Origin of the sequence: Oceanobacillus profundus (assembly GCF_003515705.1) — a bacterium.
GTDB lineage: Bacteria > Bacillota > Bacilli > Bacillales > Amphibacillaceae > Oceanobacillus > Oceanobacillus profundus.
Window position 1 is genome coordinate 13,725 of the sequence record NZ_QWEH01000005.1, and the last position, 17,146, is coordinate 30,870.

Annotated in this window: 17 protein-coding genes; 10 read left to right on the forward strand and 7 right to left on the reverse strand. The window is 38.7% G+C overall.

Annotated elements, in window-relative coordinates:
- Positions 1-3: 3 nt before the first annotated feature.
- On the reverse strand, positions 4-1,485 hold the full coding sequence (locus D1B32_RS09200) for an MDR family MFS transporter (protein WP_118889157.1): 1,482 nt from the start codon (positions 1,483-1,485) through the stop codon (positions 4-6).
- Positions 1,486-1,836: 351 nt separating this feature from the next.
- On the opposite strand from D1B32_RS09200, the gene D1B32_RS09205 reads away from it, so the two are divergent.
- The 5 genes from D1B32_RS09205 to D1B32_RS09225 all read left to right on the forward strand — a co-directional run bounded on the left by D1B32_RS09205 (position 1,837) and on the right by D1B32_RS09225 (position 6,164).
- Positions 1,837-2,421, forward strand: coding sequence for a hypothetical protein (locus tag D1B32_RS09205; RefSeq protein ID WP_187393143.1), 585 nt, complete (start codon positions 1,837-1,839; stop codon positions 2,419-2,421).
- A 113-nt stretch (positions 2,422-2,534) separates the two neighbouring features.
- Complete coding sequence (locus D1B32_RS09210) at positions 2,535-2,738, forward strand: hypothetical protein (protein WP_095311580.1); 204 nt, start codon at positions 2,535-2,537, stop codon at positions 2,736-2,738.
- Between the two features lie 372 nt (positions 2,739-3,110).
- Positions 3,111-4,505, forward strand: a complete 1,395-nt coding sequence (locus tag D1B32_RS09215) for an L-cystine transporter (RefSeq protein ID WP_118889158.1) — start codon at positions 3,111-3,113, stop codon at positions 4,503-4,505.
- A 248-nt stretch (positions 4,506-4,753) separates the two neighbouring features.
- Positions 4,754-5,506, forward strand: coding sequence for a polyphosphate polymerase domain-containing protein (locus D1B32_RS09220; RefSeq protein WP_118889159.1), 753 nt, complete (start codon positions 4,754-4,756; stop codon positions 5,504-5,506).
- A 1-nt stretch (position 5,507) separates the two neighbouring features.
- A complete protein-coding gene (locus tag D1B32_RS09225) occupies positions 5,508-6,164 on the forward strand; it encodes a DUF4956 domain-containing protein (RefSeq protein ID WP_118889160.1) in 657 nt (218 codons plus the stop codon).
- Positions 6,165-6,226: 62 nt separating this feature from the next.
- Here the strand turns inward: D1B32_RS09225 and D1B32_RS09230 are convergent, their stop codons facing one another.
- Entirely contained in the window at positions 6,227-7,780 is a 1,554-nt protein-coding gene (locus D1B32_RS09230) for a BCCT family transporter (protein WP_095311574.1), read from the reverse strand.
- Positions 7,781-8,122: 342 nt separating this feature from the next.
- Positions 8,123-8,941 carry a squalene/phytoene synthase family protein gene (locus D1B32_RS09235; protein WP_118889275.1) on the reverse strand — a complete coding sequence of 273 codons (819 nt, stop codon included), beginning with the start codon at positions 8,939-8,941 and terminating at the stop codon, positions 8,123-8,125.
- Between the two features lie 333 nt (positions 8,942-9,274).
- Here D1B32_RS09235 and D1B32_RS09240 point away from each other — a divergent pair, with 333 nt between their 5' ends.
- On the forward strand, positions 9,275-10,429 hold the full coding sequence (locus D1B32_RS09240; RefSeq protein ID WP_095311572.1) for an MFS transporter: 1,155 nt from the start codon (positions 9,275-9,277) through the stop codon (positions 10,427-10,429).
- 80 nt (positions 10,430-10,509) lie between these two features.
- Here D1B32_RS09240 and D1B32_RS09245 read toward each other — a convergent pair whose 3' ends face one another.
- Positions 10,510-10,896 (reverse strand): SLAP domain-containing protein, encoded by a 387-nt coding sequence (locus tag D1B32_RS09245; protein ID WP_095311570.1) that lies wholly within the window; start codon positions 10,894-10,896, stop codon positions 10,510-10,512.
- 49 nt (positions 10,897-10,945) lie between these two features.
- Positions 10,946-11,419 (reverse strand): hypothetical protein, encoded by a 474-nt coding sequence (locus tag D1B32_RS09250; protein WP_118889161.1) that lies wholly within the window; start codon positions 11,417-11,419, stop codon positions 10,946-10,948.
- A gap of 130 nt (positions 11,420-11,549) precedes the next feature.
- Here D1B32_RS09250 and D1B32_RS09255 point away from each other — a divergent pair, with 130 nt between their 5' ends.
- Complete coding sequence (locus tag D1B32_RS09255; protein ID WP_118889162.1) at positions 11,550-12,722, forward strand: alanyl-tRNA editing protein; 1,173 nt, start codon at positions 11,550-11,552, stop codon at positions 12,720-12,722.
- Between the two features lie 134 nt (positions 12,723-12,856).
- Here D1B32_RS09255 and D1B32_RS09260 read toward each other — a convergent pair whose 3' ends face one another.
- Both D1B32_RS09260 and D1B32_RS24025 read right to left on the reverse strand, forming a co-directional pair.
- Positions 12,857-13,417, reverse strand: a complete 561-nt coding sequence (locus D1B32_RS09260) for a hypothetical protein (RefSeq protein WP_118889163.1) — start codon at positions 13,415-13,417, stop codon at positions 12,857-12,859.
- A 57-nt stretch (positions 13,418-13,474) separates the two neighbouring features.
- The gene (locus D1B32_RS24025; RefSeq protein WP_168927291.1) at positions 13,475-13,633 is read right to left on the reverse strand and encodes a hypothetical protein; all 159 of its coding nucleotides are present in this window, start codon (positions 13,631-13,633) and stop codon (positions 13,475-13,477) included.
- A 256-nt stretch (positions 13,634-13,889) separates the two neighbouring features.
- Between D1B32_RS24025 and D1B32_RS09265 the strand changes: the two genes are divergently transcribed.
- From D1B32_RS09265 to thrB, 3 genes are read left to right on the forward strand one after another with little or no spacing between them, the layout of a single operon-like run.
- Positions 13,890-15,191 carry a homoserine dehydrogenase gene (locus tag D1B32_RS09265; protein WP_118889164.1) on the forward strand — a complete coding sequence of 434 codons (1,302 nt, stop codon included), beginning with the start codon at positions 13,890-13,892 and terminating at the stop codon, positions 15,189-15,191.
- Complete coding sequence (thrC, locus tag D1B32_RS09270) at positions 15,188-16,249, forward strand: threonine synthase (protein ID WP_118889165.1); 1,062 nt, start codon at positions 15,188-15,190, stop codon at positions 16,247-16,249. The genes D1B32_RS09265 and thrC overlap by 4 nt, the downstream gene beginning before the upstream one ends.
- Positions 16,246-17,130, forward strand: coding sequence for a homoserine kinase (gene thrB / locus D1B32_RS09275; protein WP_118889166.1), 885 nt, complete (start codon positions 16,246-16,248; stop codon positions 17,128-17,130). The genes thrC and thrB overlap by 4 nt, the downstream gene beginning before the upstream one ends.
- Positions 17,131-17,146 lie beyond the last annotated feature (16 nt).

Genomic DNA, 17,146 nt, shown 5'->3' on the forward strand with positions numbered 1-17,146 from the left:
CTATTAATTTTCCTCAACCGGCTGCTCTTCTGTTTCTTTCGGTACAGCGCGATAAACAAAAAATGCCATAATGACAGCAACAATGGATATAGCAAAAGCAATAAAATATACAAGTTCCACACCCGCCACCATTGCTTCTTTGATAGCAGTAGGATCTGTAGGATTGTTTGCATTTTGCAACAAACCATTTTGTCTCGCATTCATAATACTAATAAATACAGATACCCCAATTGCTCCTGCAACAGGCTGTAATGTTGTCATTACAGCAGTTCCATGTGGATACAAGTGCTTTGGAAGCTGATTTAAACCATTGGTTTCAGCAGGCATCATAATTGCAGAAACAGACAACATGAGTAAAATGTATCCAACAACAATTACCCAGACTGGTGTATCTAAATCCAATCTACTCATCATAAACATGGTTCCACATAAAACAAGCGTTGCTGGAATCATCAAGACTCGCGGACCAAACTTATCAAAGAGTCCACCCATTACCGGTGACATTGCACCATTTAGAATGCTACCAGGCAGTAGAACTAGCCCTGCTGTAGCAGCTGTTAAAGCTAGGGGACCTTGCATGTAAATTGGTAAAATAATTTCTGAAGCAAACATCGCCATAATGATGATTAAGAACATAAGTACCCCATGCGTGTACATCGGATAACGAAAAACACGTAAATCAATCAGAGGCTCTTCCAGTCTTAATTGTCTCCATGTAAACAATGCCACTGCAATGAAGCCTATGATAATTACAGTATATACTTTAGGCTCTAAAAACCCAGTTTCCCCTGCCGAACTAAAGCCATAAACGATCGCACCGAATCCGATTGTTGAAAAAACAAGGGAAATGATATCTATTTTCGGCTTCGTCACTTCTGATACATTCACTAAATATTTAGATGCGAATGCAATCGAAAATAATGCAAACGGAATAACGGAAATAAATAAATAGCGCCATCCTAAATATTCAACAATTACGCCAGATAAGGTTGGCCCGATTGCCGGAGCAAACATAATTACTAACCCAACTAGCCCCATAACCTTCCCTCTTCGATGTGGCGGGAAAATTAACAAGAACACATTAAATATAATCGGCATCAACAAACCTGTACCAACCGCTTGAATAAGTCGGCCGACAAGCAATATTGGAAAGTTCGGCGCAAGCGCACTTATTGTTGTACCGATTGTAAAGACGATCATTGTACTTATAAATAGCTGACGTGTTGTAAACCACTGCATTAATACAGCTGATGCAGGGATAATAATTCCCATAATTAACATAAATCCTGTTGCCATCCACTGCACAGTTGTTAGTGTTACACCAAACTCAGCCATAAGTGTCGTTAATGCTATATTTAATAAAGTTTCATTTAATATTGCAAAGAAAGCACCAATAATTAAAGAAAGCATAATTGGCATTACTTTCACATTAGGATTATCAGCAAGATATTCATATTTTTCTTGCTGATTGTTGTGATCTGTCATAGAAAAACCCCCTTACTATTTTTTTGCTCATACCTGTTTATATTCACAGAATCCAGCTAGAATATTCACATGCAAATTTCCAACGAGCCTGGTCTGTTATTTGCTCTACTCATTATCTCTTGACAACCTTTTAACATTACCATAATTGATTCATCATGACAAGCGTTTTTTTAAGTATAATTTAAAGGATAAAAAGGAAAAAACAAGTAGAATCTTTATATTGGCAATTATTTGTTCTTCCTTATACACATACCAGCCGCCCAATCTTTTAAATTCAATCCCACATTAGACGAATTCCCCATATAGTAAAGGGAGCGATTTTTTATGAGCAGAAAAGGGAGGAAAGAATAGATGAATTATCATAATAATCCATATCATCCACCGCAACATGATGATGAAAGGCAGTTTAATCTTCCAGGGAACATACTTGGTCAGATTTTCGGCCCTGGATCTGGCGGTGGTCCAGGTGGTCCAGGCGGTCCTGGAGGTTTCCCTGGCGGTCCAGGCGGCCCCGGAGGTCCTGGAGGTTTCCCTGGCGGCGGACCCGGCGGCTTCCCTGGTGGTCCAGGTGGCCCCGGAGGTCCTGGAGGCTTTCCTGGCGGCGGACCCGGTGGCTTCCCTGGTGGTCCAGGTGGCCCCGGAGGTCCTGGAGGTTTCCCTGGAGGCGGTGGCGGTGGACAACAAGCTGGACCACCTACCTCTCCACCACCGAATTTCACACCCGAACAATCACAGTTCCAAACATTCGCGGTTGATCCAGGTGGAATTCGAGGCTGTTTATTCCGATTCACCTATATTTGGTTAAGAAGAGACGCTTTTTGGTTTTTCCCAACGTTTGTTGGCAGAAATTCAATTGCAGGATTCAGATGGACCGGATTCAGATGGGTGTATTTCGGTATCGACTTAAACCAAATTCAATCGTTTCAATGCTATTAGTTACACACAAAGACCGCCTTCCATTATGCGGTCTTTAAACTTCTCTCCATTTTTTAAATCTACATAAACGATATCCCCCCTTTATTCATATCCTAAATAAAGGGGGGATGATGATGAATCAACTTGCTTTACTCTTTCTTACAGCAATCCTGGCTGGTTTTGGATTAATTGTTGTAACGTCGTTAGCATCTTCATTTATTACGTCTACAACAATCGTCAATTTCTTAATTGCTGTAGGAACAATTGCTGTCATCGTATTTGCCTTTTCAGTTCTCTATATTGCTATTAAAGCTTTATTCCAAAAAAATTGGATGTAGCACAGCATAGTGGGGAAGCTTGATAGCTTGCCCACTACGTCGTTAAACGATATGCTTTCTGTGATAAACACAATAATCTTCACCAACGATTCCAGATTCATGTCGTGATACTTTTTTTAGTGAATGGATTCCTTCCTTCTTGTTTTTTTACCTCACAACCATTCGTTTTGGTTCCTTCACATTAGATGTTCAGGTATCACAGCCGTTAATGCGTGAACCTCACTAAAATTAATTTCTTGACACTTCTTTTAAACCAGTGTATCTTAATTTAAGTCATACTAATATTATCGGAATAATAAACTAGTATAATATTAGTATTGCTGCATAGTATTCTCCAACTGCAAGAAAACATTAACAAGGAGGTTTATCAAGATGGACTCTATTTATATTCTATTAAATATAGTAGTGCTACTAGCACTTATCGGTTTACTAATATGGATGCAGAAAAAGCATTTTTCTTTTACAAAGCGTGTATTCACTGGTTTAGGAGCAGGGATTGTCCTTGGAGCCTTATTACAATTAATTTACGGAACTGGCTCTGAAGTTTTAACTGAGACCACTGAATGGTACAACATTGTTGGGCGAGGCTACATTAGCTTCCTTATGATGATTGTTGTACCAATTGTGATGGTTTCCATTATCCAATCCATTATTAACTTGGAAAGGACCGCAGAACTCGGTAAGATGTCTGCGTGGATTATTGGAATCCTGATCTCTACTACAATGGTTGCCGCCCTAATCGGAATTGGAACTGCAATCGTGTTTGATCTAAATGCGGAGCAAATTGAAATGGGGCAAGCAGAGTCAGAGCGTGCCACATCGTTAGAAACAAGTTTGGGGGAAGTGGAAGAGCAATCGACCCCACAACGAATCCTTAACTTCATTCCGTCTAATATTTTCTTGGATATGACTGGAGAAAGACCAACATCCGTTATTGCTATCGTTATTTTCTCTATTATTGTTGGGATTGCGGTACTGGGTGTGCGCAGAAAAAATCCGGAACAAGCAGAGATGTTCACGAAGATGGTTAACGCTGTCTATGCCGTTGTCATGCGTATCGTAACATTAGTCTTACGCTTAACTCCATTTGGGGTTTTAGCATTAATGGCGAATACAGTGGCCAGTACAAATTTTGCAGGTATCCTGGAACTCGGTAAGTTTGTTATTGCTTCCTACGTTGCATTGCTGGTTATGTTCATTCTTCACTTAGTTTTAGTCGGCATATTTGGTTTAAATCCGTTTACGTATTTAAGAAAAGCTTTTCCGGTATTAGGCTTTGCATTTACATCGCGCTCTAGTGCAGGAACAATTCCATTGAATATTCAGGCACAAAAAAATTCACTTGGTGTTGAGCAAGGTGTTGCCAATATGTCTGCTTCATTTGGAGCAACAATGGGCCAAAATGGCTGTGCAGGAATCTACCCTGCCATGCTAGCTGTCATGATAGCACCAACTATCGGGATTAATCCTCTTTCACCAGGGTTTATTATCCAATTGGTTCTCATTATCGGCATTAGCTCATTTGGTGTAGCCGGTGTTGGTGGCGGAGCAACATTTGCCGCAATCATTGTTCTTTCATCAATGGGAATGCCAGTAGCATTAGCTGGACTATTAATTTCAATCGAGGCGTTTATCGATATGGGACGCACAGCTTTAAATGTTAACGGAAGTATGGTTTCCGGTACCTTAACATCACGAATTTTAAAGAATTTAAACGTAAAAACATTTAATGACAAAAACGCAATTGAAGAAAATACATCACTATAACTTTAAAGGCCGCTCCAAAGAATGGAGCGGCCCTTTTTAGCTTTATACTTAAAAACGTTATACTCCAGATAAATGAATTTTAAAGACTATCATAAATCCCCTTCCTAACATTTAATAACCAATGATAAATTACAGGATTTCACCCAAAATTTAGATTCACATCACATTCTCATCCAATTCTAATCCCTTTCACATAGGTATCTTATACGAGAATTATAGAATAGTTTTCAAGGTAAGGAGGATATCATATGGCAATTGAAATTTTTAGAAGGAAAGAACAGAAGTATTTAATCACCACTGTGCAATATGAACTATTAATTCAGCAAATCTCACCGTTTATGCGACCTGACAAGTTCGGTGAGGATGGGAAGTACACCGTAACCAGCCTATACTTCGAAAGTGATGATCACAAAATTTACTTTGAAACTAAGAACAAACTGAAGTATCGGCAAAAGCTTCGTTTACGGATCTACGATGATACCGACATCCACGGAACTGCTTTTTTTGAAGTGAAACAAAAGCATAAAAAAGTCGTCAATAAAAGACGCATGCTTATCTCATTATCCGAGGCCTACCGCTATATTAACCGCCTGGAGTCCTGTATTAATAATTACGAGGGATCGAATATACAAGTACTGCGTGAGATTGATTATTTTCGCAACTTATACCGCTTAGAGCCCGAAATGATTGTAAGTTATGACCGCCATGCACTGCATTGTATAACAGACCCAGAGTTGCGGATTACCTTTGATTCTAATCTGCGATGCAGAAATGAAGATCTTTTATTAGAAAACGGTGCGTACGGAAAAAATTTTGTTGATTCTAATCTTGTTGTACTCGAAGTAAAAGTGAATGACAGTGTTCCCCTCTGGCTTACTCGCATTTTACAACAACTAAATTGCGAACAAAGAAGTGCATCAAAATTTTGTACCAGTCTTGAATTGTTAAAGAATCCACCACTTCCAAATGGAAAAGAAAATGTAACAGTAGGAGGAGTATAAAATGGAAACATTATTTCAAATAAACGGTAATGAATCGGCAATTTTTATGAGTCTATTAGCGATGGCAATCACAACAATCCTTAGTATTGTAATTACAAAGGTATATCAACTAACATTTACAGGGGATCGCTACTCACAGAACTTTGTCCATACGATAATTATGATGAGTGTTGTTGTATCTGTTGTTATGAATGTTGTGAGCGGAAATGCTGGAGTTGCTTTTGGTTTATTCGCAGTATTTTCTTTAATTCGTTTTAGAAGTGCGGTTACAGATGCGAAGGATATTGCCTATATCTTTTTCGGATTATCAGTCGGTATGACCAGCGGTCTCTACCAATTTGATTTAGCGATTATTTTAACGTTTTTTGCTAGTATCTTATTTTACTTTCTTTATAAATTCGAATACGGAAAAGGAAAAGATACACAGATTTTAAAAGTAACGGTGCCAGAAAATCTAAACCATGAAAATCTGCTTGATGATGTTTTTAGACAATTTACGATTAATCATGCTTTACGCCAGGTTGAGACAACTAATCTTGGAACGATGATTATGTACACCTATGCCATCCGTAGTAAAAATGAAGTGAATGACAAAGACTTACTTGACAGGATTCGAGAGAAGAATGCGAATCTAAAGGTTTCCTTAACGTATATGTAAAATCAAGATTAAGAATAAGGGCCCTCCAGCTCCCTTATTGGAAAGCTAGATGGCCCATTTCATTATTCGTCTTTTTTATCTACTTTTTTTCTCATTTCGCGTTGCCAGATCAGTCCTTGCTCTAATGCCATTTTCTTCGCTATTCTTGGAGCGTTCCACAATGGTGGCAGTAATAGAAGCGAAACCGGAACCGCAGTTATAACAATTGAATTCTGAATCGATGCAATACTATCCTCACCAATCGATAGAATTACTACGGTAGTAGCACCGAAGATTAATGCCCAGAATACACGTAACCAGCGTGTTGGATTATCATTTCCCTCTAGCGTAGCTGCTACGGTATAAGCCATTGTATCGGTTGTTGTTGCAACAAATATAATCGATACAAGCAAAAAGCCTAACCCCATTAGAGTTGCCATTGGGAGCTGATCGGTAATGGCCATTACTGCAGCAGGCATTCCACCCTCGTTTAACGCAGTCGAGACAGAGCCAGCATTTTCGTTTTCAAAGAATACTCCTGTCCCACCTACAATTGAGAACCAGAAGTTATTCACTACTGGAGCAACAATTGATACAGCTATGATTAATTCTCTAATTGTTCTTCCACGAGATATTCTGCTAATAAATACAATCAGCATAGGAGCATATCCGATAAACCAACCCCAGAAGAATATCGTCCATATTGAAAGCCAGCCCTCATCCCCACGATACATGCTCATCGTGAAGAAGTTTTGCAGATGAAATCCAGTGCCACCTACAAATGCATCAATAATAAACATTGTAGGACCAATAACGAGTACTACAGCTGCTAAGAATATTGTAAATTTCACATTCCAATTACTTAGATGGTAAATCCCTCGATCTACGCCTGTAGCTGCTGAAATCGCAGCAATCAGTACTAGTACCAGCACAACAATAATACTAACAGTTAACGTGTTTGGTACATCGAATAAATGATTAAGTCCGTAAGATATTTGCAAACCTAAGAATCCAAGCGGTCCCAACGTACCAGCAACCGTTGCAATTATGGAAAAGATATCTGCCGATGTACCTAGCACGCTTTTATGATATATTTTTTCACCAAAAATCGGATATAGCAATCCTCTAGGCTTCAGTGGCAGCCCTCTATTATAGTGTACATACATCATCACAATAACCGAGAGTGTACCTAGAATTGCCCATGCGGTAAACCCCCAGTGCAGAAAGGATTGAGCAAATGCAGCATCCATATTATTAAATTCTCCACCGCCGGCTAATGGGGGAGTAGTCATGTAATGATACATTGGTTCAGCAGCAGCCCAGAATACGCCCCCACTTGCCAATAAAGTAACTAAAATCATAGAAACCCAGCCAAAATAGCTATATTTTGGTTTATCCTGTTTACCTAATTTAACTTTCCCATACCTTGAAATTGCTAACCCGAGTCCAATGAAAAAGTTTCCAAGCAATAATACCTGCCAGTATGCACCGAAAAGGTCTGAAGAATAAGCAAATAATGTATTCACCGCACCATCAACCATTTCATTATCAAATAGCGATAATAAAATAAATAGAATCAGGAATCCTCCACTCACAATAAAAACTGGCCAATCTAGGTTCTTCTTTTTTGTATCCACGTTTTCCTCCTAATGTTGTTAGGAACAAGCGTCTATAATATAGTAATCCATTTTGTCATTAAAGACCGTTGGATGGAATTTGATTACAACACCTAATATCTATCTACAGAAGAACAACCAATGACTAATATTCCACCAACTTGCTCAAATTTTTAACACAGTTTACTATTATAGGTTTCATTCATTAATTACGCAAATAATATCAATCTAATTTATTTTCATCACTTTAAAACGAATTCATCTTCACCGTTGACTAATTAGCAAATTGTATTCTTTCTATAACAAAAAAAGAATGACTCCTGCATGCATATTGCTGCTTGCTGTCATTCTTTCCAAACATCATTATTTATTTATAATCTCGTCTACTGTTGACTCGACTTCCGCACGAGTCATTTTCTCCTTACCGCTTTTCAGTGCTTTAAGCGTTCGCTTTGCTAAGGATAATGGAATCTTACAAAATAATGTAATATTTTTCGTTTCGATCTGCTTCATATAATCATCCGCTTTTGCGAGGTTACCCTCTGCATAACGAAACATATCATCACGACTCCATCCATCCGGGAAAAATCGGACACCACGTTCAGCATCTTCATCTTTATTACGCAATATATTGACAGCCTGAAGACCACGCCCATATCCAATTGCCAATTCACGATCCGTTTCAGTACCATCATACCATTTCCAAATATCAGAGAGCATAACGCCTACCAAACCAGCTACATAATATGTATAATCATCTAAATCTTCTTTCGTTCTTACTTCCCAGTCCTTCACAACCCATTTTGCCATTCCTTCGGCCATTTCACTCGTTGATTCTTTTACTTTATCAACAATCTTATCAGGACAAAATTCGAGCCAGTCACCAAGTCTTAAGGTCACTTCGGGTAATTCCGATTTATAAGGCTCTATTAATGTTTCATATGCCTGTAAATCGAACTCTTTTTGTAGCAAACTGCTTGTTTCTAACAGTAATCGTTGCTTTACTTCAGCATCCAATTGCTCATGATCTTCTATTTCATCAATTGCACGCATACATAGGTAAGCAGATCCAACTGTTTTTCTTAGAGTTGGATTTAATAATTTAATCGGTATATAAAACGTTCTGCTAGTAAGTTTCAGTACGCGCATTGCCTCTTTGTCCAACCTTGCTTGACCACTCAACAAAACTTCTCCTCCTTTAACCAATACGAGGTACCATAAGTATAACAAACCCGATTGGGACTGTCACTTTTCGTTAATATAAAGGAAGTTTCCTGAACAAAAATAGAGATACTATTATTTCCGCTTGCAGTGATGTCGAATAGAAGCTACTATTGTAATATTGTGTTTTCCTCGCATTAACCGCTGTAATTCGCACACCTTAAAGCGTGAGAAAAAACGAAAACATGAAACGTGGAGAGGGCTGGTGTCTTACCCTTGTGGTTGCTAACATTTTGCAAGGTGCAGGGGAGTCACCACGGAATCAGTTTCACTTTATAAGAGAGGCGTAAACGTATGGATAAACGAGTATATTTGTTAACGATCGTTTCCTTTGTCGTCGGAATGGTCGAATTAATTATAGGTGGCATATTGGATTTAGTTGCAGCTAGCTTAGAAGTTAGCGTTGGACAGGCTGGACTATTAATAACGGTATTTTCACTTGTTTTTGCAATAGCTTCACCAATACTATTATTTCTAACAGCAAGAATTGAACGAAAGAAACTAACGTTGATTACACTGTTTATTTTCTTCTTAAGTAATGTTCTTGCCGTTTTAAGTCCCGTTTATAGTGTTCTGTTTATCAGTAGAATTATTTCAGCAGCCAGTGCATCTTTACTGATTGTACTATGTGTAACAATGGCTTCTACAATTGTCGAGCCACAATACCGTGGACGCGCAATTGGGATAGTGAACATGGGCGTTAGTGGGTCACTTGTTCTTGGAATCCCATTTGGATTAATGCTTGGAAATACTTTTGGATGGCGTGCCCCATTTATTATGATTGCAATCCTAACATTATGTTCCATGGCAGGTGTTTACTTTTTTATGAAACAAATAACTCCTGGACAAGGTGCTGTTTCCATTGGGCAACAGCTACGCACATTAAAAAACAGCAAGATACTACTTGCTAACGCCACTACATTTCTTGTGTTGGCAGGACATACAACACTATATACTTACCTTACACCTTTTGCACAAGTAACAATGGGACTCGAAGGTCTATGGATAAGTATTGTTTACTTAGTGTTCGGTGTTGCAGCCGTTAGCGGTGGAGCAATCGGGGGTTCTTTTGCCGATTACTTTGGGACGAAGCGAACAATTCTTTCTGTCATTATTATCTTTATCATTGCGATCTTCGCAGTACCATTCTCGACGTTCTTCGTACCATTTTTCTTTTTTGTTATGGTTGTATGGGGAAGCATGAGCTGGGCTATTACCCCGCCAATGCAGAGCTATTTAATGGAGCTGTCACCAAAAAATTCGGATATTCTAATCAGCTTAAATAATTCATCCCTGCATCTTGGTATAGCTGTCGGTTCTTTTGCCGGTAGTATTGTCGTCGACCGAGTCAGTATTGAGTATAATGCGATTGTCGGCGGTATTATCATTGTATTTGGTCTTGTTACTGCATTGCTCGCAACAAGACGTGGCACGGCCACTTCCCAATAAAAAAAGTAAGCCCAGAAACACGCAGCAAGCTGTTTTCTGGGCTTTTATAGAAATGCAAGATTAGATTCCTGGCTAATGGATTAATAAGCATTAATCCATTCTAATCTTCCATCCTCTAATGCAGGCTGAGTTTTCAAGCTTTCTACTGGAAAAATGAACGCCCACGGCATACTTGTTTCTGCCTCTATTGTCAGTGCTGGAATTGTAAACTCGTTCGCAGCAACAAGCTCACTATTTTCGACATAGCGAATTGGTTCCATTTGAAAAGAAAACGGATTATCCGTAAAATTATGAACGATTACCGTTACCAATAATTCACCTTTATAATTCATAGCCTGCCATAATGGCGTAAACGCTACTGCTTGATTACCAGATAATTTCGTTTCCTGAAAGACACCCTCAATTATTTCACGATCTTTAGCTGGCAAAGCCTTATCCCATGAAGCTTCATATTGTAGCCTTTGCATATTATCACCACTCTATTAAGTATCTGCCTCTACGAAGTTTTACGATTCATTATCTTATATAAAGCAAGAACGCATAGCTAGATGATCCTTGCTCCCAGTTTGCATAAACTTCATAAATGACATTCCCTCTGTATTCTGATAGATCTATTTTATCATACACTGCCTTCACAGTATTATCTTTATCCCAGATTTTAACTTTATAATCTGCAGGGTCCATTTCAAATTGCAGCGTTATTTCTGTATCTTCATCCACTTCAATTGAATTTCTACCATTTACCATTTCACTTGGAGACATAGAATCTGCCGCCACATTGACAGTTGTACCGTCTGTGTTCTCATATGACCAGCTATAGCCTCCCTGGGCAACAGCATATGAATCACCATCAACTATTAAGGTTAACTGCGGCGGGGAAGTAAAATGATTTGCTCCTTCTTCATTTTCTGCCTGATCTTTTGAATAACTTGTTGCACACCCTGCAACTCCAGTTAATAACAAAGATAAAATCACAAATATACGTAACATGTTGATCATCTCCCTTCTTTCCTTAGTCGATTTTTCAAGGAAAGTGTTACAGGATATGGGATGATTAATGGTATCATAAGATCAATTACATATCATCCATATAAAACATAGTAAATGAGAGGAATAAATTATGACAGCAAAACTTTATTACAACTCACCCTATATAACAACATGGAATACAAACATAGCTAAAACAATTGAGCGTGATGAAGATTTATTTATCATTTTAGAAGAAACGGCTTTTTACCCTCATGGCGGCGGTCAGCCATGTGATTTAGGGAATATCAATGGAATTCCAGTTCTTGACGTTTTTACAGAAGAAGATGTAGTCCTGCATAAAGTAGCACAGCTGCCAGATAGAACGCAGGAAATAACTTGCACTATCGACTGGCAACGAAGATTTGATCATATGCAGCAGCATAGCGGACAGCATTTATTATCAGCAATATTCAGAGAGCTTCTTCAGGCTAATACGATAAGCTTTCATCATGGAGCAGAAGATGTCACAATTGATATTGATCAGACAGCATTAACTAAAGAACAACTGCAAGCAGTTGAAACCGAAGTAAATAAGCAGATCTATAAAAACCATCCAATACAGACCTACTTTGTTACCAATGAACAATTAAAAGAAATTTCTTTAGTGAAATTGCCAAAAGTAACGGAAAATATCCGCATCGTTGAGATTGAAGGAATTGAATACAATGCATGTGGCGGTACACATGTGTCTCGAACTGGTGAAATTGGTATGATCAAATTATTTCATGCTGAAAATATAAAAGGAACAACAAGAATCCATTTCAAATGCGGCTACCGCGCATTAGCGGACTTCGAAGCAACACTTCATATTACGGATGTTCTATCGAAAAAATTTAATACTGGTAGGAAGGATATCCTTGATCGCTTTGAGAAATGGGGTCAAGAGCATAAACAGATGCAATCACAGCTTACAAAGTTAAAGGAACAGAATGATATGTATCTGACAAAAGAGCTTCTTTCTAATATTGATGGAACTGTTATCACCCATGTTTTCTCGAATAAACCATTCAAGGAAATCCAGAAACTAGCAGCCCAAATAGCAACAAAGCACCAGTTGTCCGTTGTATTTGCTACGACCACAGATAACAAAGTAATTCTAGCTCATAACGGTACTGCTGCATTTTCATGTGGAGATTTTCTCAAAGAACATCTTAAAGCTTTTAATGGAAAGGGTGGCGGAAGCGCCCAATCTGCTCAAGCGGGGTTTGATTCGAGTGAGGAAGCTTTACAGTTCTATCATTTTGCTTGTCAGGAGATTCGCTAGGCGCTTGTTTGAACTAAAACGCCCCCATTCCTTTAGATCGATAAAGAAAAGGGGGCCAAACATCTTTATAGAAAATTGATTCGTAATAATTTTCACTTACCATCTGAAACAATTTTCAACAAAGCCATTTTTTCTTAAAACAACAACTCCTCAATCACCTTACTCTCCATATCATACAACCGATACATACAATAAATCTGCGTCAAAAAAGCTGGCGAAATTAAAAAATCACTAGGATGTTCTAGAATCTTAAATGTTACGTTGAACGTAATCTCATTAAAACTGATAGAAGCGTATTTCTTCTTATCTGCTTTCAATATGAGGGATCCATCCCAATCTTGATAAGCTTCAAACTTATTCGTTTGAATAAATCCTTTTATATGAAAATAAATGAAGGATGCCCATTTCACATCATGAATATCATATATTTTATCCTCCTGATAATCGGATAAATGGTAGCTATATCCTTCAAGACTTTTCCAGCCTTGCTTTTTCACACTAATAGAAGTCAGCAACGTGCCATTTTCATCCTCAAATGCATAGAAGGACCCTTTTCGAACCGTTTCATTTCTTGCTTCATTGCGATGTGTTCGAATAACTGCACCGATTTCCTGTCCATCTTTGTCGTAAACAATCATTTTATGATTTTTGGAAAAGAAAAGAACATCCTTACACGTATATTTCAATGTTTCCATGCTTTATGTCTCCTTCTATCTCATATATTTTCAATACGGATAGAGGCGTAAATAGTTTCATCTATACCGATTTTTCTTCCGCCAAAAAAGTAAACTGATTAAACCAAGTCCAAGTCCGATGGAGCTGCCAACTTCGACATACCCTATGAAATACCCGACAGTAATTCCAATTACTAAACAAATGAGAAAAATTGCCCCTGCAATCGCTTCACTCATGTTACCCCTCCTCATCATCGGCTTATTTGTATTAGTTTATTGTTCAGTCCCCATTTTTGTTCATACCTCCGAGAATGTTATAATAGTTATACGGATTTTTTATCATGAACATCTGGCTCTGTTCATTGATCATCACTTGAAAACGCTTTATTGAATTGTTTCAAAATTCACTATTGCTATACTTTAGCATTCGTGTTTAAATGAATTAAATATACAAATTAGTTCTTTAGTGAAGGACTAAATAAGAGGTGATTAAGTGAGTGAGAAAGTTACTGTTGGTCTTTTAGGTTTAGGAGTTGTTGGTTCGGGTGTAATTAAGCTAATTGAAAATCACCAACAAAAGCTTGCACATCAATTAAATTGTAATGTACGAGTGAAGCGCGTATTAGTTCGTAATTTGGAGAAATCGCGTGATGTTGACATAGAGGAAGACCTTCTGACAACGAATCCGGATGATGTATTAAATGATCCAGAGATTGATGTTGTTGTGGAAGTAATGGGTGGCATTGACGAAGCAAAGGATTATATTTTAAAAGCATTTGCTTCGAATAAACATGTCGTTTCCGCTAATAAAGATCTTGTAGCATTGCATGGCCCAGAACTTCAGGATGCTGCTACACGCAATAAATGTGACTTCTTCTATGAAGCCAGTGTTGCTGGCGGAATTCCAATTTTACGCGGAATCGTCGATGGACTTGCATCCGATCGTATCGGACAAGTAATGGGGATTGTTAATGGTACAACCAATTACATATTAACGCAAATGGATAGTGAAGGCGTCAGCTATGAAAATGCATTAATTGAAGCGCAGAAGCTTGGCTTTGCTGAAGCAGATCCTACTTCAGATGTAGAAGGACTTGATGCAGCAAGGAAAATGGCGATTCTTGGCAGACTTGCATTTTCAACACCGGTAGATCTGGATGATGTCGAAGTATCTGGTATCAAAGGAATCGAATTAGAGGATTTACAATATGGTGACAAGCTAGGCTATACAATGAAATTGATTGGCTATGCAAACTTTGATAATCATGAGCTTGAGATCAATGTACAGCCTACATTACTTGCAAAAACGCACCCCCTTGCATCGGTAAAAAATGAATTTAATGCTGTTTATGTTTATGGAGAAGCAGTTGGCGAGACCATGTTCTATGGTCCTGGAGCAGGTAGCTTACCGACAGCAACCGCTATTGTTTCTGATGTTGTCTCTGTCATTAAGAATATGCGTCTAGGTGTATCTGGAAATCAGTTTGTTGAACCACATTTCAAAAAAGAATTGAAAGCACCTGATAAACGCTATGCACAGTATTATGTACGACTCTATGCGAAAGATGAAGCTGGAGTTTTTTCAAACATTTCTGCTTTATTCCATGATCAGGATATTAGTTTTAAACGTATTTTACAAACACCTGTTAACAAGGATGAAGTAGCTGAAATTATTTTCATTACACACCAAACATCACTCCAAAACTTCCAGCATGCCTTAGAAAAGCTTAAAGGTCTTGATGCTGTTTTGGAAGTAAAAAGCTATTACAAAGTTGAAGGAGATGCTATTTCATGAGCTGGCAAGGACTTCTAAGTCATTACAAAGCATATTTACCAGTTACTGATCAAACACCTGCGCTCACACTGCAGGAAGGGAACACACCATTAATTCATTTCCCGACACTTTCTGAGGAATTAGGAATTGAATTGTATGGAAAGGTCGAAGGTGCTAATCCGACTGGATCATTTAAAGATAGAGGAATGGTTGTAGCAGTAGCAAAAGCAATTGAAGAAGGAAGCAAATCCATTATTTGTGCATCTACCGGGAACACTTCTGCCGCTGCTGCAGCCTATGCCGCACGAGCAGGAATTCGCGCGATCATCGTTATTCCAAAGGGAAAAGTTGCACTAGGCAAGCTAGCCCAAGCTGTCATGTACGGTGCAGAAATTGTAGAAATTGATGGAAACTTTGATGAAGCATTGCAAATGGTGCGTAAAGTTAGCGAAAAAGCACCTGTTACATTAGTGAATTCGGTCAATCCATATCGTCTGGAAGGACAAAAAACGGCAGCATTTGAAGTATGTGACCAGCTTGGAACTGCTCCTGACATTCTGGCAATTCCTGTCGGTAACGCTGGTAACATCAGTGCATATTGGAAAGGATTTAAAGAATATCACGAGAAAAAACAAACCGGTCTGCCACAAATGTTTGGATTTGAAGCAGAAGGCGCTGCAGCAATCGTGCAAAATAAAGTCATTCCAAATCCAGAAACAGTAGCTACGGCAATTCGTATCGGCAACCCTGCTAGCTGGGAACTAGCAGTAAATGCAAAAGAAGAATCTGGTGGTTTGATCCAATCTGTAACCGATTATGAGATTCTTAACGCGTTTAAATTACTACCAAGCAAGGAAGGTATCTTTGCAGAGCCAGGATCTTGCGCATCCATTGCAGGTGTTATTCAACAATGCAAGCAAGGAACCATTAAAAAAGGAAGTAAGGTTGTCGCTGTATTAACCGGAAATGGTCTGAAAGATCCACAAACAGCTATTGACCAGTTGGAAATTAATCCTGTTTCCTTAGAAAATGATGAAGCTGCCGTTATGAAATATATTGAAGAGCTGGTTAATCAATGAGGCCGTTTCGTATTTCAGTACCGGCAAGCTCAGCAAATATCGGACCGGGATTCGACTCCATGGGTCTAGCAGTAAATCTGTATCTAACATTGGAAGTAACAGAATCGGAGAAGTGGGAGTTCACCTCCCCTTCTCTTTCTTCTAATGATAATTTTCAGGATCATTTCATTTTCCAAATTGCTGCAAAAATTGCAGAACGGCATCAAACAACATTACCAGTATGTAAAGTTATCGAAACAAGCGAGATTCCACTCGCTCGTGGATTAGGCAGTAGTGCATCTGCAATTCTAGCTGGTATTGAACTCGCAAACCAAGCTTGCGATCTTCATTTAAGCAGTGAAGATAAACTCCAGTATGGAACAGAAATTGAAGGTCATCCAGATAATATCGCACCGGCACTCTTTGGCGGGCTTATTATTTCAACCTTAACTGGCAATGAAATCAACTGGCTTCAAGCACCTGCATTAGATGTTGATCTGGTTATCTATATTCCCAATACTGAATTGAAAACAGAAGCTGCAAGACAGGTTCTTCCAGATTCATACACAAGAGAACATGCAGCAGCAGCCAGCGGAATTAGTAACCTCGTTGTTGCCTCACTTTTAGCAGGTGATTACGAACTTGCCGGAAAAATGATGGAAAAGGATATGTTCCATGAATCCTATCGTTCAGCTCTAATCCCCAACTATGATCAAATTCGTAAAGAGGCAAAGTTTTATGGTGCCTATGGAACTGTTATTAGCGGTGCTGGTCCAACGATGATTTCTTTTGCACCAAAAGGTGAAGGACCAGCTATAACTGAACCACTGCAAGCAATACTTCCGGATTATCATGTGAGCGTAATGAAAATTGATATGCAAGGATTAACAGTAGAGCAGTAATTAAAAAAACAAGGTA